This window comes from Chloroflexota bacterium (assembly GCA_020161265.1).
In the GTDB taxonomy this organism is placed as follows: Bacteria; Chloroflexota; Chloroflexia; order Chloroflexales; family Herpetosiphonaceae; genus Herpetosiphon.
Window position 1 is genome coordinate 1,071,534 of record JAIUOC010000001.1, and the last position, 14,476, is coordinate 1,086,009.

Annotated in this window: 13 protein-coding genes; 4 read left to right on the forward strand and 9 right to left on the reverse strand. The window is 51.5% G+C overall.

The window, feature by feature from the left end; genetic code table 11:
- Positions 1-16 precede the first annotated feature (16 nt).
- Genes LCH85_03890 through LCH85_03905 form a run of 4 tightly spaced genes read right to left on the reverse strand, consistent with a single transcriptional unit; the run spans position 17 to position 4,060 of the window.
- A complete protein-coding gene (locus tag LCH85_03890) occupies positions 17-1,108 on the reverse strand; it encodes an iron-siderophore ABC transporter substrate-binding protein (protein ID MCA0351117.1) in 1,092 nt (363 codons plus the stop codon).
- A gap of 18 nt (positions 1,109-1,126) precedes the next feature.
- Positions 1,127-1,957 (reverse strand): ABC transporter ATP-binding protein, encoded by an 831-nt coding sequence (locus LCH85_03895; protein ID MCA0351118.1) that lies wholly within the window; start codon positions 1,955-1,957, stop codon positions 1,127-1,129.
- Between the two features lie 7 nt (positions 1,958-1,964).
- The gene (locus LCH85_03900) at positions 1,965-3,020 is read right to left on the reverse strand and encodes an iron ABC transporter permease (protein MCA0351119.1); all 1,056 of its coding nucleotides are present in this window, start codon (positions 3,018-3,020) and stop codon (positions 1,965-1,967) included.
- The gene (locus tag LCH85_03905; protein ID MCA0351120.1) at positions 3,017-4,060 is read right to left on the reverse strand and encodes an iron ABC transporter permease; all 1,044 of its coding nucleotides are present in this window, start codon (positions 4,058-4,060) and stop codon (positions 3,017-3,019) included. The genes LCH85_03900 and LCH85_03905 overlap by 4 nt, the downstream gene beginning before the upstream one ends.
- A gap of 588 nt (positions 4,061-4,648) precedes the next feature.
- Here LCH85_03905 and LCH85_03910 point away from each other — a divergent pair.
- From LCH85_03910 to guaB, 4 genes are all read left to right on the forward strand, one after another.
- Positions 4,649-5,320, forward strand: a complete 672-nt coding sequence (locus LCH85_03910; protein MCA0351121.1) for a succinate dehydrogenase cytochrome b subunit — start codon at positions 4,649-4,651, stop codon at positions 5,318-5,320.
- 19 nt (positions 5,321-5,339) lie between these two features.
- Positions 5,340-7,253, forward strand: a complete 1,914-nt coding sequence (locus tag LCH85_03915; protein ID MCA0351122.1) for a fumarate reductase/succinate dehydrogenase flavoprotein subunit — start codon at positions 5,340-5,342, stop codon at positions 7,251-7,253.
- A 16-nt stretch (positions 7,254-7,269) separates the two neighbouring features.
- Entirely contained in the window at positions 7,270-8,049 is a 780-nt protein-coding gene (locus tag LCH85_03920) for a succinate dehydrogenase/fumarate reductase iron-sulfur subunit (protein ID MCA0351123.1), read from the forward strand.
- 381 nt (positions 8,050-8,430) lie between these two features.
- Positions 8,431-9,909, forward strand: coding sequence for an IMP dehydrogenase (gene guaB, locus LCH85_03925; GenBank protein ID MCA0351124.1), 1,479 nt, complete (start codon positions 8,431-8,433; stop codon positions 9,907-9,909).
- Between the two features lie 48 nt (positions 9,910-9,957).
- On the opposite strand, the gene LCH85_03930 is transcribed toward guaB, so the two are convergent.
- The 5 genes from LCH85_03930 to LCH85_03950 form a co-directional block, all read right to left on the reverse strand.
- Complete coding sequence (locus LCH85_03930; protein MCA0351125.1) at positions 9,958-10,464, reverse strand: DinB family protein; 507 nt, start codon at positions 10,462-10,464, stop codon at positions 9,958-9,960.
- 79 nt (positions 10,465-10,543) lie between these two features.
- Positions 10,544-11,329: an enoyl-CoA hydratase/isomerase family protein gene (locus LCH85_03935; GenBank protein ID MCA0351126.1), complete on the reverse strand. Its 786-nt coding sequence runs from the start codon at positions 11,327-11,329 to the stop codon at positions 10,544-10,546.
- A 201-nt stretch (positions 11,330-11,530) separates the two neighbouring features.
- The gene (locus LCH85_03940; GenBank protein ID MCA0351127.1) at positions 11,531-12,385 is read right to left on the reverse strand and encodes a 3-hydroxybutyryl-CoA dehydrogenase; all 855 of its coding nucleotides are present in this window, start codon (positions 12,383-12,385) and stop codon (positions 11,531-11,533) included.
- Positions 12,386-12,542: 157 nt separating this feature from the next.
- Complete coding sequence (locus LCH85_03945) at positions 12,543-13,829, reverse strand: DUF5667 domain-containing protein (protein ID MCA0351128.1); 1,287 nt, start codon at positions 13,827-13,829, stop codon at positions 12,543-12,545.
- The gene (locus LCH85_03950; protein MCA0351129.1) at positions 13,829-14,377 is read right to left on the reverse strand and encodes a sigma-70 family RNA polymerase sigma factor; all 549 of its coding nucleotides are present in this window, start codon (positions 14,375-14,377) and stop codon (positions 13,829-13,831) included. Before LCH85_03950 ends, LCH85_03945 begins: the two co-directional genes overlap by 1 nt.
- Positions 14,378-14,476 lie beyond the last annotated feature (99 nt).

The window sequence follows — 14,476 nt, forward strand, 5'->3', positions numbered from 1 at the left end:
CAACGCTAAAAAATGCTTAGTTGCTTTCCGATAAGAGTGCTTCGGTGACCCGTTGGGCAAACACTTCGGCGGCAATTGGGCCACCAAAAGTCCAAGTTTGGCTATCCAAGGTATGCGCTTGGCCTTTTTTGACAAACTCTAGACTATCCCAGTAGGGCTTGATCGCGGCGCTCTGGAAGGGATCGTTATTTTCTTCGGTTATGTAAAGCATATGCACATCACCAAACTGAGCCAAGGCTTCGGTGCCAACCGACGAGAAGCCCCAAACTTGATAAGTTGGGTCTGACCAAGCGTTTTTTAAGCCCAAACGCTTGATAATTTCCATCACGGCGGCGTTATCGGTGAACAAACGCACTTCGGCGGCGTTGTTGCTGGCATAGGTTTGCGCCACCAACACGTTAGCATCAGCCAAACCAGCCGCTGCTAGTTGTGCTTTGGAATCAGCAAAAGTTTGTTCCATTTTGCTCAACACGGCTGCGCCTTCGGTTTCTTTGCCCAACACCGCTGCGATTGTGCTAAATGTTGTGGTCATTTCGTCGTATGGCTGGCCTTCGCCCTCTTTCAAGTAGGGATTGAACATCATGGTTGGGGCGATAGCATTTAATTGATCGTAAATTGTTTCGCCCCGCAACGAGCCAACCAAAATCAGGTCAGGCTTCAACGCAGCAATCGATTCAAAATCAGGCGCTGGATTTGCGCCGATTGAAACCACACTGGGATCAATCGTCAAAGGCAAATCGATCCACTTGGGATAATTTTCCAAATCGATTGCGCCAACTGGTTGCACGCCCAAAGCCAACACATCTTCCAAATACATCCAATCAAGAGCGATCACCCGTTGTGGCACGTTGGGAATGCTGATTTCTCCCAAGGCATGGGTGAAAGTGCGCTTGCCAGAAGTAGTGGTTGTATCGCTAGCGGCGGTGGCAGTTGCTTCGACCACGGCGGCTTCGGTTGGCGCGGTTGTGGCAGTAGCGGCGGCAACCTCGGTTGGAGCCGTAGTCGCGGTCGCTGCTGGGGCGCTAGTTGGGGTGCTGGCGGCACCGCCACAGGCTGCTAACACCGTCAGTAGCAAGCCACACGAGAGTAAACGGGTAAAACGAACCATGAAAGGTTACTCCTAGAGTTAAGCGCGGTTGCCAACAGCATCCGCATGCAAGAGAGAATCTGATGCTTCCGCAGCACATAAGCCATAGGGAATGCACAATGGCACTCCGCTGCGCGGATCGGGGATAACTTCAGCTTCGATGCCAAACACGGTGCGTAATAACGACGGTGTAATTACATCGCGCGGCGCTCCGGCGGCTTGCACAACGCCAGCTCGCAGCGCAATCACATGATCAGCATGGCGCGTGGCATGGTTCAAATCATGCACCACCATCACAATCGTGCGGCCTGATTGACGATTAAGCTGTTCTAAAAGCTGTAAGACTTCAACTTGATGCGCCAAATCCAAAAAGGTGGTTGGCTCGTCAAGCAGGATAATATCGGTTTCTTGGGCGAGGGTCATGGCGATCCAAGCCCGTTGGCGTTGTCCGCCCGACAGGGCATCGACCGCCCGATCGGCGAGTTCAACCATATTGGTGATTTCGAGCGCCGAGCGAACAGCTGTTTCGTCAGCCGCCGACCATTGCTGAAACCAACGTTGATGGGGATAACGACCTTGCGCCACCAACTCACGCACGGTCAAGCCTTCAGGCGCAACCGGATTTTGCGGCAAAATGCCGAGTTGGGTTGCTAATTGGCGGGTCGGGATGCGCTGAATATCGTGGCCATCAAGCACAACTGAGCCATGCTTGGGCTTGATCAAACGTGCCAAGCCACGCAATAAGGTCGATTTGCCACAACCATTGGGGCCAATCAAAGCGGTGATCTGCCCAGCAGGCAGCGTGATCGACAACTGATCGAGAATGTTGGGGCCGTCGTAGCCCAGGGTTAATGTATCGGTTGCTAACATCACATCCTCACTTTGTTCGGGCATGTTGGTAGAGCATTGACAAAAAGAACGGTACACCAATCACGGCGGTGACCAAGCCACAAGGAATTTCGTTGGGCGCGGCAATCGTGCGGCCAATCCAGTCGGAAGCGACCAGCAGCAACGCGCCAAGCATGCCTGCGGTTGGCACAAGCCCCGTGTGATCGGTACCAACCAAGCGGCGAGCAACGTGTGGCGCAATCAAGCCCACAAAGCTGATCACACCAGCCACGGCGACGCTTGCGCCAGCCAAGGCCACAGCGACAAACAAAATCCAAGCGCGTTGGCGACCAACGTTCAAGCCCAAGCCCAAGGCCACATCTTCGCCAAGATGCAGGCTATTCAGTTGACGAGCCTGAAACCAAGCTAACGGCACAGCAATCGCCACCCACGGCGCAAAGGCCCAAAAATCAACCCACGAGCGGCCATACACGCTGCCCGTTAGCCAAATCATCGCGCGTTGCACATCGTAAATATTGCCAATCGTGATCACGAGAGTTGTGACAGCGGAACCAACCGCACTCAAGCCAACCCCAATCAAGACCAAGCGCATCGGCGAATCGCCACCCTTGCGCCATGCCAAGACATACATCAAGCCTGCCGCGACTAGCGCCCCAGCAAACGCTGCGACTGGAATCCAACGCGCTGGAAAATCGCGCACCAGAATCGTCAAGATAACGGCCACTAGGCCAGCGCCAGTGTTGATGCCCATAATGCTGGGATCGGCCAAGGGATTGCGGGTCAAGCCCTGTAACAACGCGCCGGATGTGCCAAGCGCCAAACCAACCAAGGCCGAAAGCAGCATGCGTGGCAAGCGCAGGGTGCGCACAATTAGCACATGTTGCGGATCGCCAGTTTTCATGCCGAGTAAGGTTTTAACTACATCGAGCGGGCTAATTTCATATTGGCCAACGCCCATGTTGACCACCATAATTGCCATGACCAGCAGCGCGATAATCAGCGCAACCTTGGGCAAACGGCGGTCGATTCGCAGCGAAAACGTGCCAAACTTAGGGCGAATCGTAATCCATGGAAAAGTTTTCATCGTTGCACCCGCCAGCGTACAAGGTAAATAAACATTGGGCCGCCGAGCAACGCTGTTACCACGCCAACCGGAACTTCCATCGGGCGCACAATCACCCGCCCAATGATGTCGGCCACCACGAGCAGCAAGGCGCCGCCAATCGCACAATAGGGCAAGAGCCAGCGATAATCGAGGCCGACGATAAAGCGCATAATGTGTGGAACCAACAAGCCCAAAAAGCCAATCGGCCCAGCCAACGCCACCGCACTGCCAGCCAACAAAATCACGGCAATTGCTGCGATAGTTTTGACCCAGCCAGTGCGTTGGCCTAAGCCGCGTGCCACATCCTCACCCAAAGACATCGCCGTTAGTGAACGGCCAAGGCTGATCGCCAGTACCATGCCAACTACAACATAAGGCAAGCTTTGGCCGATTAAGCCCAAATCGCGCCCCGCCACCGTGCCAGCCAACCAAAGCCGCACTTCATCAAGCGTTTGTTGGTCGAGAATCAGGATGGCACTGGTAAACGAGGAACAGAAGGCCGTGATCATCGCGCCAGCTAAAGTCAATTTGAGTGGAGTTGGCCCGCCGCGCCCCAAAGAGCCAAGGCTATAGACCAGCACCGCCGTCACGGCTGCGCCAGCAAAGGCAAAAATCGAATACAAATTGAGAGTTTTGATATCGAAGAAGGTGATCGCCAAAACTACACCCAAGGCTGCGCCGCTTTCGATGCCCAACAAGCCTGCATCGGCCAGTGGGTTGCGGGTCAAGCCCTGCATAATCGCTCCGGCCAAGGCCAAAATTGCCCCGACAATCGCCGCCACCAAAACGCGGGGCATACGCAAGGTGCGAATAATCAGGTGTTGGGTTGAGCTGGGGTCATAATCAAATAACGAGGCCCAAACGGTGCTAGGAGCAACATCGGCTGCTCCAAAATTAATACTGAGGGTCATAATCACCAGCAAGAGGCCAAATGCTACAAGCAGGCCAATTGCTAAAGCCGCAGCGGCGCGACGTTTTGGTTTGGGCTGTGATGCTGGTTGGGCAATGGTAACCGCCACGTTAGTAACTCCGTCGATCAACCGTTTTTAAGCGCAATAAAACGACCAACGCCGTGCTGCTTGGCTCGGAAAATTGCCTATTGCTTAAACGGTTTGAGTAAACTTCGCCGCAATGTTCAGTTTGGTTATGACAAAACTGAACCAATAAAGACAATTTAATCAGTGTTTATTGTCTTTATTGCGGGTAAGTATAGTCGCTTCATGGCATTTGTCAAATCAATGATTGGAATAAGTTACGAGTAAAAACAGTTTACTCTATATTAACCGTCTTTATTACAGCATTTAGCGCCAAAAACCTGCTCATTTGGTTACAATCCGACTACTTGCGCGGTGCGGATGGTCGATGACGATTCGGAGCAAGCCCTAGAACATAAAACAACGATTTAGCTCATTCCCAAGGGATAAATCGTTATTCTTACTCACAACAGTAGCGTAAGATTAAAAGCAGCTAAGAAGGCTTTACACCCTGTGTGGAAGCCATGTGGATAAAGCTTCACCCAAGCGCAGCAGGTGTTTCACCTAAAGCGAGTTTTAAGCGATAATATAGAAGGTAAACATGCCACGTCGGAACAGATAAAGGAGTCAGTAATGACTGGGGTACTTTCTTTCTACCGAACATCCATCGGAAAGAAGGTCGTGATGGCCGTGACGGGCCTGATTGGCGTGGGCTTCGTCATTGGGCATATGCTTGGCAATCTTCAAATTTATTTGGGAGCCGAAGCATTAAACAAGTATGCGGCATTTCTGAAGAGCACTGGCGAGTTGCTGGTGGTTGTGCGGGTTGTACTGCTTACCGCAGTCATTTTGCACATCATCGCTGCCGTGCAATTGACGATTGAAAACCGCAAATCACGACCTCAACGCTACGTCAAAAAACAGCATGTCGAATCGACCTTCGCCAGCCGTACCATGCGCTATGGCGGGATCATTCTGCTGTTGTTTATCGTCTACCACATTTTGCACTTTACAATTGGTAAAGCGCCTGGTGGGCCACAGCCGTTTGATGTCCACAATGTTTACAATAACGTGGTCTATGGCTTCCAAAACATTTGGGTTTCGCTGTTTTATATTGTGGCGATGCTCTCACTTGGCTTGCACATGGCTCACGGGGTTTGGAGCTTGTTCCAAACCTTGGGCTTAAACAACCGCCGGTTCAATCGGTTGCTGCGTAATGCTGCGCTCGGCATTGGCACCTTGTTGTTTTTGGGAAATATTTCGATTCCAATTGCGGTCTTAGTTGGTTTCCTAAAGCCAATCTAGTACAAATAGGTGACGCATTATGCAATTGAACGCTAAAATTCCAGCAGGGCCGCTGGAAGATAAATGGGATCAGCACCGCTTCAATGTGAAGTTGGTTAACCCCGCCAATAAGCGCAAATACACCGTTTTGGTGGTTGGCTCAGGCTTGGCAGGCGCTTCTGCTGCTGCTTCATTGGCCGAGCTTGGCTATAACGTTAAGTGTTTCTGCTTCCAAGATAGCCCGCGCCGCGCTCACAGTATCGCGGCGCAAGGTGGCATCAACGCTGCCAAGAATTATCAAAACGACGGTGATAGCGTTCGCCGTTTGTTCTACGATACTATTAAAGGTGGCGATTATCGGGCGCGTGAAGGTAATGTCTATCGCTTGGCGCAAGTCAGCGTTAACATTATTGACCAATGCGTGGCCCAAGGTGTGCCATTCGCCCGCGAATATGGCGGCGTGATGGCCAACCGTTCGTTCGGTGGCGCACAAGTTTCGCGCACCTTCTATGCCCGCGGTCAAACTGGCCAACAATTGTTGATCGGTGCATATTCAGCGCTCGAACGCCAAATTGGCTTGAAAAAAGTCGCCATGTATTCACGTTGCGAAATGTTGGATATTGTCTTGGTCGATGGCAAAGCCCGTGGGATTATCACCCGCGATTTGATCAACGGCAAGATCGAACGTCACGCAGGCGATGCAGTGGTTTTGGCAACTGGTGGTTATGGCAACGTCTTCTACCTTTCAACTAATGCTAAAGGTTGTAACGTTACCGCTAGCTATCGCGCCTACAAACGTGGTGCAGCCTTCGCCAACCCCTGCTTTACCCAAATTCACCCAACCTGTATTCCGGTTGCTGGCGATCACCAATCAAAATTGACCTTGATGAGTGAATCGTTGCGTAACGACGGACGGATTTGGGTTCCCAAGAAGGCTGGCGATAATCGCGCTGCCAAGGATATTCCTGAAAGCGAACGTGATTATTATCTCGAACGCAAATATCCTTCATTCGGCAACCTCTCGCCGCGCGATATTTCTTCACGCGCTGCCAAAGAAGTGTGTGATGAAGGCCGTGGCGTAGGCCCAGGCGGCTTGGGTGTCTATCTCGACTTCAGCGATTCGATCAAGCGCTTAGGCAAAAATATGATTGCCGAACGTTATGGCAACTTGTTCGAGATGTACGAACGGATTACTGGCGAAAACCCTTACGAAGTGCCAATGCGAATTTATCCCGCCGTGCACTACACCATGGGCGGCTTGTGGGTTGATTACAACTTGATGAGCAATGTCGAAGGTTTGCACGTTTTGGGCGAAGCCAACTTCTCCGACCACGGAGCCAACCGACTTGGGGCCAGTGCCTTGATGCAAGGTTTGGCCGATGGCTACTTCATTTTGCCCTACACGATTGGCGATTACATTGCTAGCGCCAAATTAGCTCCAGTTAGCACCGATCACCCAGCTTTTGCCGAAACTGAGCGCGAAGTAACCACGCGGCTCAAGCAATTGCTCCAAATCAATGGCAAACGCAGCGTCGATGATTTCCATCGCGAGCTGGGCAAAGTGATGTGGGATTACTGTGGCATGGCGCGGAATGATGCTGGTTTACGCACCGCTTTAGAACGCATTCCCCAAATCCGCGAAGAATTCTGGCGCGATTTGCGCGTACCAGGCAGCGGCGAATACTTCAACCAAGAGTTGGAAAAAGCCGGACGTGTGGCCGACTTCCTCGAATTTGCTGAATTGATGTGCCACGATGCGCTAATGCGTACCGAATCATGTGGCGGTCACTTCCGCACCGAAAGCCAAACCGAGGATGGCGAGGCCAAACGCGACGACGAGAACTTTACCTTTGTGGCCGCTTGGGAATACAAGGGCGTTGGCACCAAACCAACCATGCACAAAGAAGTTCTCGAATTTGAAAACGTTCACCTTTCAACTCGTTCGTACAAGTAATCGCTGAGGTGCTTCAATGAAATTAAAATTGCACATTTGGCGACAAGATAACGCCAAAACAGCGGGCAAAATGGTCAGCTACGATGCCAACCACGTTAGCCCTGATATGTCATTTCTCGAAATGCTCGATGTGCTCAACCAAGAGTTGATCACCAAGGGCGACGATCCTGTAGCCTTCGACCACGACTGCCGCGAAGGCATTTGCGGTGCATGTTCGATGGTGATCAACGGGATTCCCCACGGGCCACAGCGGGCAACCACCACCTGCCAATTGCACATGCGCTCATTCAAAGATGGCGACGAAGTGTATATTGAGCCATGGCGTGCCGAGCCATTCCCTGTGATCAAAGACTTGGCCGTTGATCGCGCAGCCCTCGACCGAATTATCGCCGCTGGTGGCTTTATTTCGGTTGGCACTGGCTCGCCGCCAGATGGCAACGCGATTCCAATTTCCAAAGAAATTTCTGATTTGGCGATGGATGCGGCGGCCTGTATTGGCTGTGGCGCGTGTGTCGCTGCATGTCCCAACGGCTCGGCGATGTTGTTCACCGCTGCCAAGGTCTCGCACCTGAACTTGCTACCCCAAGGCGAGCCAGAAAAAGACCAACGGGTAATCAATATGGTTGCCCAAATGGATGCTGAAGGATTTGGCAATTGTACCAATTATGCCGAGTGCCAAGCCGCTTGTCCCAAGGAAATTAGCATTCAGTTTATCGCTAAGATGAACCGCGACCTCATTCGGGCCAAGCTGCGCGAAGGCAACAACGCTGGCTCTGGCAAAACTGGCGGGGCGTAAGCTCTAGGGATCGGTTGCTGGTAATCGGGGATCGGGCTGTTATTAGCTCGATCCCCGTTTTGATCCACGAAGGGCACGAAGGACACGAAGAATTGCAACCGCTAAAGAAGCAAAGTGCCTGAAAGATGATGAATTCTCGGTGTTATTGGCCTTCATCCCTCATCCCTCATCCTTGCATACTCTGCGCCTCTGGGTTAAAAATCTGACCCCTAACCACTGACACCTAGACCCTTAGCACTTTGCCCGCACTTTTTTTGATGGTGCTATAATAGGGTCATTGTATCGGCAATCGGACAACTGAAGGATGACGCAAGGTTATGCGTCGGATGGCTCACTGCATCCTGCGGTGAGCTTTTCATATATCCCAAGGAGGATAACCCCATGCCAATCGATTGGAGTGCTAAGTTCGCGTTTGAAGGGCTGACCTATGATGATGTGCTGTTGATTCCAGCCTACTCGGATGTCTTGCCTTCGCAAATCGACGTTAGCACGTGGCTAACCCGCGAGATTCGTTTGAACATTCCAGTTGTCTCATCTGCGATGGATACGGTGACTGAAGATCGCATGGCAATTGCGCTGGCTCGCGAAGGTGGCCTTGGCATTATTCACAAAAATATGGCTCCTGCCCAACAAGCAGAATTGGTGCGGCGGGTCAAACGCTCAGAAAGTGGCATGATCACCGATCCCATTACCTTGCGCCCCGAACAAACCATCGGCGAGGCTTGGGAACTAATGAGCGATTACCATATTTCAGGGGTGCCGATTACCAGCGCTGCTGGCGAACTCGTCGGGATACTTACCAACCGCGATTTGCGCTTTGAGACCGACCCCAGCCGCAAAATCAGCGAATTGATGACCAGTGAAGAATTGGTAACCGTGCCAGTTGGCACAACCCTCGAACAAGCCAAACAAGCCTTGCATCAACACCGGATCGAAAAAGTTTTGGTGGTTGATGAACATGGCAAGCTCAATGGGCTGATCACGGTCAAGGATATTCAAAAGCAGATCGAACATCCTAACGCATCCAAAGATGCTTATGGCCGCTTGCGAGTTGGTGCTGCCGTCGGCGCTTCGACCAGCGAACTAGAGCGGGTGCGCTTGTTGGTTGAGGCTGGGGTTGATGTAATTGCGGTCGATACTGCTCATGGTCACTCCAAAGCCGTGCTTGACGCAATTGCTCGCATCAAACAACAATACCCTGAGCTGCAAATCATTGGCGGGAATGTAAGCACTGGCGAAGGTGCTCGTGCCCTGATCGAACACGGCGCTGATGCAGTTAAGGTCGGACAAGGACCGGGATCGATTTGTACCACTCGGGTGGTATCAGGTGCGGGGATGGCTCAAGTTACGGCGGTGATGGAGTGTGTTAAAGCCGCTGAAGAAGCCGGCGTGCCAATCATTGCTGACGGTGGGATCAAGTATAGTGGTGATGTGGCCAAAGCGCTTGCTGCCGGCGCACACACGGTTATGCTGGGTGGTTTATTGGCTGGTACTGATGAATCGCCAGGCGAGATGATTCTCTACCAAGGCCGCTCGTTCAAATCGTATCGTGGCATGGGTTCGATTGGTGCGATGCAGCAAGGCAGCAGCGACCGCTATTTCCAAAGCAATCAGCCTGCTCGCAAGTTGGTGGCCGAAGGCATTGAAGGGATGGTTCCCTACAAGGGCGCACTTGCCGATACCATTTATCAATTGGTCGGTGGTTTGCGCTCAGGTATGGGCTATGTTGGGGCGCATAATGTCGATGAATTGCGCAAGAATGCCCGCTTCTCGCGGATTTCGCCAGCTGGTTTGGCCGAAAGCCATCCCCACGATGTAACAATCACCAACGAAGCGCCCAACTACGAGCGGCGCGGCTAGAATTCGAAACAGCCCTGCTTCCAATTTCAAGGAAGCAGGGCTGAAATTTTAACCAACTTGAGCGCTATCGTTGCCAACAGCGGCTAAAGTTTCTTTTAAATGATGGCCTTCGTGCCAGATACAGCCGCCAGTTTGGGCAACTGGTGAAGCTGCCTCGCCACCCCAAGGCGCAACCATTGGGGCTGCTACTTGTTCAGGGGTAAAACTGGCAAGGGTATCTTTGATTTGCTGGCGCACGTTCGTCCATTGATCGAGTGCTTGTTCATAGTTAAGCTGGTTGCGTTCTGCGACGGTGCGACCATTGAAAGCATTGAGCGCCGCTTCGCCTTCCAAATCGGGCATTTCGGTCAGGTAGCCTTGGCCGGCTTGATGTGCCTGCAAACCCTTCAAAAACTCTTCTTCCCAAATTGTAAGATGGCAAATAATGTTGGTGACCGTCCAAGGGCCATCAGCATAAACCACGGCATTGGGGTCGAGTGCTCCAAATTTGGTTTGGTTGGCAACCCGATCAGCATCCAAAGCGGCGATCATTTCGGCAACAGTAGCGTTTTGCATCTGATACACACTCCTATAACAGAACGTATGTACGATTATACCTAACTAGCAGCTTGATCAACTCAGTCTAAAGGTTGAGTTATTTGCCTTGCCACTTTGCAGCGCGTTTTTCTAAAAAGGCGCTCGTCCCTTCCTTGACATCTTCGGTAACGCAAAGTTGGCCAAAGAGGCCATTTTCGTAGGCGATAGCATCGCGCAAGCTCATTTCAGCGCCACGATTGATTAAACGTTTGGCGAGAGCCGTCGCTAATGGGGCATTTTTGGCAACTTTGGCCGCCAATTTATGCGCTTGATCAAGCAATTCGGCAGCAGGCACGATTTTTTCAATTAAGCCAAGCCGTTGAGCTTCGCTGGCTGGAATCCGCTCGCCAGTGAGGACTAAATATTTTGCCACGCCAGTGCCAGCTAAACGTTGGACGCGCAAGGCTCCACCCCAACCAGGCACAAGCCCTAAACCAACTTCAGGCAAGCCAACCTGGGCTTGCTCGCTAGCGATGCGAATATCGCAGCCCAAGGCTAGCTCAAAGCCGCCACCAAGCGCAAAACCATTGATTGCTGCGATCGTGACTTGTGGCAATTCGCCCAGTTTCCAGAGCACATCGTGCAAGGCTTCCGACATTTGGCTACCTTGCAGCGAGCTTTCAATGCTATTGACCTCGCTAATATCTGCGCCAGCAACAAAAGCTTTTTCGCCAGCCCCAGTGATGATCAATGCTCGCACTTGGGTATTGTGGGCTAATTGCTCGACAGCTTGGCCTAATTCGCGAATGGTTGCGCTATTCAAGGCATTCAAGGCCTTAGGTCGATTAACCGTAATAACCGCAATTTGCTCGTTAATTTCAAACAGAATATTTTCAAATGACATGGAACCCCCTATATAAAGGATGAAGTTTGAGGGATAAAGGATGAAGTTTGGATCAAACATTATCCCCAGTTTTATATAACCAGCATAATTTATTTGATCGAAGCTGACTATATGCAAGGATGAAGGATGAGAAATGATGGTTGGAATTCTTCCAAATAGATGAATGAGCTATCAAGTATTTCATCCTTCATCCCTCATCCCTCATCCCTCATACTTATAAAAGCCTTGGCCCGATTTGCGCCCGAAATGGCCGGCGAGCACCATGCGGCGGAGCAATGGCGGCGGGGCGAAGCGTGGCTCACGGAATTCATCAAACATAATATTGGCGATCGAGTAGACCGTATCAATGCCCACAAAATCGAGCAAGGTTAATGGCCCCATCGGATGCCCACAGCCAAGCTTCATGCCTTCGTCGATGTCTTCTCGCGTGGCAACGCCGCTTTCAAGCAAGCGCACTGCATCAAGCAAAAATGGCACAAGCAGGCGATTGACAATAAATCCGGTGGTATCACTGGTGTTAATTGGGGTTTTGCCTAGAGCACGGGTAAATTCGTGCAAGCTGGCAATCGTTTCATCAGAAGTTGTCAGAGCACGAACAATTTCGACCAACTTCATGACCGGAACCGGATTGAAGAAGTGCAATCCAGCAAAACGATCGGGGCGTTTGGTCACTGCGGCCATTTCCATAATCGTTAGCGATGAGGTGTTGGAAACAAAAATTGTGCTGGGGGGACACAATTCATCGAGCGCGGTAAAAACTTCGCGTTTGGCTGGCAATTGCTCAACAATCGCCTCAATAATCAAATCGCAATCTGCCAAATCCTCGAAGCTGGTGGTGCCATACAAGCGGGCCAAGCTTGCATCGCGGTCGGCGGCACTGAGTTTGCCTTTACTAACATCCTTTTCCCAAATGGCGTTGATGCGATCCAAGCCTTTATCCAGCACGGCTTGATTAACTTCTCGCACAACCGTCATGAACCCTGCTTGGGCGGCAACTTGGGCAATGCCCGCGCCCATCAAGCCACAGCCAAGTACCCCGACTTTCGTGATCGCCATCGATCATCTCCTTGTGCTACAACAAGCAATGTATGCAGGCTATTATAGCCGACTTAGAATGCAGTGCGTCAGAGCAAGGCAAAAATCAAAGGGCAAAAGGCAAAAGGAGGGATCAGAGTCAGCAGTGACATCTGATCCTTGAGAACTGGCAGCTTGGCTAGTGTTGATGAATTGGGTTTGGTTGCCCTTTTGTATCTTCTGGTTCCTTGGTTGGCGATGGTGCTGGTGGCTCCTTCGTTGGTGCCGAGGTTGGCGGTGGCTGGGTTGGGGGCACGTCAGTTGGTTTGACATCCCCTGGATCTTTCGTTGGCACAGGTGCGGTTGGTTCGCGCACGACGCTTGGCGTGGCGGTTGGTAGCCCAATAACCGGGATTTCGGTTGGCGCTGGCAGATCGGTTGGCTGCATGGTTGGTGGCGGTACATCAGTTGGTGCTGATGTAGGCACCGGCGGCACATCGGTCGGCACATCAGTTGGGACTGACGTGGCGGTGGCAGTTGGTTTGATCACCGGTGGGGGAACCCGTGTCGGTTTGGCAGTTGGCCATGGAGTGCTGGTTGAGGTTGGTAAAACAACCTCAGTTGGTTCCTGCGTAGGAGTATGCGGCTTGGGTGGTATTTTGGGGTTGTTAACGTGTGGCACATCGGTTGTATTAGGAGCCAAAGCTGGCTGATGAACTGTAGTTGGGCCAAATGTAGCTTTAGCTTGGGCGGTTGGGCTAACGGTTGTATTTGCTACATCAACCCGTTGGCGACTTTGATCAAGCGTCTCAATCAGATCATGATGTTTGATATCGTCGATTGGATTTTCTGCGGGAATAATTGCAATGGTTGTTTGCAGTTGCTGATTGACTTGGCTCAATTTGCTACGCCGTGGGTCATTCGTATGAGTCGGCGCAAGTGCCAGTTCAATAGATTGGGTTTCGTTGACCACTTCATCAAGCAATTCAGATGGCACTGGTTTATTTAATGCTACCAAGCTGGCAATCTCTTGCTGGCGTTCGTTGACCAGATCGATCCGTGCAGTTAATTGCTCAGCACTGGGCGTAAACACCAGGCTGATCGATTCACTCCAGCGTTTGATACCATACAAACTATCGCCTGGCAAGGCGCTAGCCGAGGCCGATAACACCAAATTACCACTTAAACTCATCAAGAATAGGATTGTTGCGGTCGCCCAAACCCAGCGTTGAGTTAATAAGCGCCGCCGTGGTTTAGGCTTTGGGGCAGTTTGAGCGCGATAGTGTTGCGCTAAACGCAGAAAATCAGCTTGCGCATGGCTTGCTCGCGCCGGCATAGTTGGTGAATTGACCCGTTGTAATTGAATTAATGGATTAATTAATTGTTGGATAGCCTCAGCGTGGTGAGGATACTGCTGGCAGAGTGTTTCGAGGCTGGCCCCGTTTTGCCATGCATCAATAATCATGTGGCTCAAATTATCGTTCATTAGTCCCCCACTGGTCGAAGTAATCGACCCAGCGCGTTAAGTGCCCGATGCTGTAATGCTTTGATAGCACCTTCGCTACGACCAGTGATTTGCGCAACATCACGTATACTCCGATCTTGCAGAAATCGCAGTATGATCACTTCAGCTTGCTCATCGGTGAGTTGCTGCAATGCCGCATAGAGTTCAGCATGATCCAACGATTCTAACGATTGTTGATCTGGCCCGTCGGCAGGATCAACGACACTTTCCACAAGGGTTTCTTGTTTGCGCCGCCCTTGACGACGTAAATGATCAACCACCCGATCATGGGCAATCCGATACAGCCATGAGGCGATGCTCCACCCTTGATAATTGAATGAAGCTAAGCCTTCGAGCATCTTGATAAACACATCGGCGCGAATATCTTCGGCTGTCTCGCGGTCGCCGATGCGATAGTAAATATAACGAAACAACGCGGGCGAATATGATTCGTAAAGAAATTGCAGCACTGCATGATCATATGCTTTGGCGCGTTCGATAATTTCTTGATCGCTGAGAGACTCGAACAAAACGAGCGTCCCCTTTCAATGTATACCGTCTGAAGGGTCAATTTGTTACGGTTGAATTGGCACCGTTTTTGACCATTCATCCCCATGGTACAATAGCTT

Bases quoted from the DNA above. Each gene is read 5' to 3' on its own strand.
- LCH85_03915 (MCA0351122.1), top strand. From the start codon at position 5,340: ATGCAATTGAACGCTAAAATTCCAGCAGGGCCGCTGGAAGATAAATGG.
- LCH85_03920 (MCA0351123.1), top strand. From the start codon at position 7,270: ATGAAATTAAAATTGCACATTTGGCGACAAGATAACGCCAAAACAGCG.
- LCH85_03940 (MCA0351127.1), bottom strand. From the start codon at position 12,385: ATGGCGATCACGAAAGTCGGGGTACTTGGCTGTGGCTTGATGGGCGCG.
- LCH85_03895 (MCA0351118.1), bottom strand. From the start codon at position 1,957: ATGTTAGCAACCGATACATTAACCCTGGGCTACGACGGCCCCAACATT.
- LCH85_03935 (MCA0351126.1), bottom strand. From the start codon at position 11,329: ATGTCATTTGAAAATATTCTGTTTGAAATTAACGAGCAAATTGCGGTT.
- LCH85_03945 (MCA0351128.1), bottom strand. From the start codon at position 13,829: ATGAACGATAATTTGAGCCACATGATTATTGATGCATGGCAAAACGGG.
- guaB (MCA0351124.1), top strand. From the start codon at position 8,431: ATGCCAATCGATTGGAGTGCTAAGTTCGCGTTTGAAGGGCTGACCTAT.
- LCH85_03930 (MCA0351125.1), bottom strand. From the start codon at position 10,464: ATGCAAAACGCTACTGTTGCCGAAATGATCGCCGCTTTGGATGCTGAT.
- LCH85_03910 (MCA0351121.1), top strand. From the start codon at position 4,649: ATGACTGGGGTACTTTCTTTCTACCGAACATCCATCGGAAAGAAGGTC.
- LCH85_03900 (MCA0351119.1), bottom strand. From the start codon at position 3,020: ATGAAAACTTTTCCATGGATTACGATTCGCCCTAAGTTTGGCACGTTT.
- LCH85_03890 (MCA0351117.1), bottom strand. From the start codon at position 1,108: ATGGTTCGTTTTACCCGTTTACTCTCGTGTGGCTTGCTACTGACGGTG.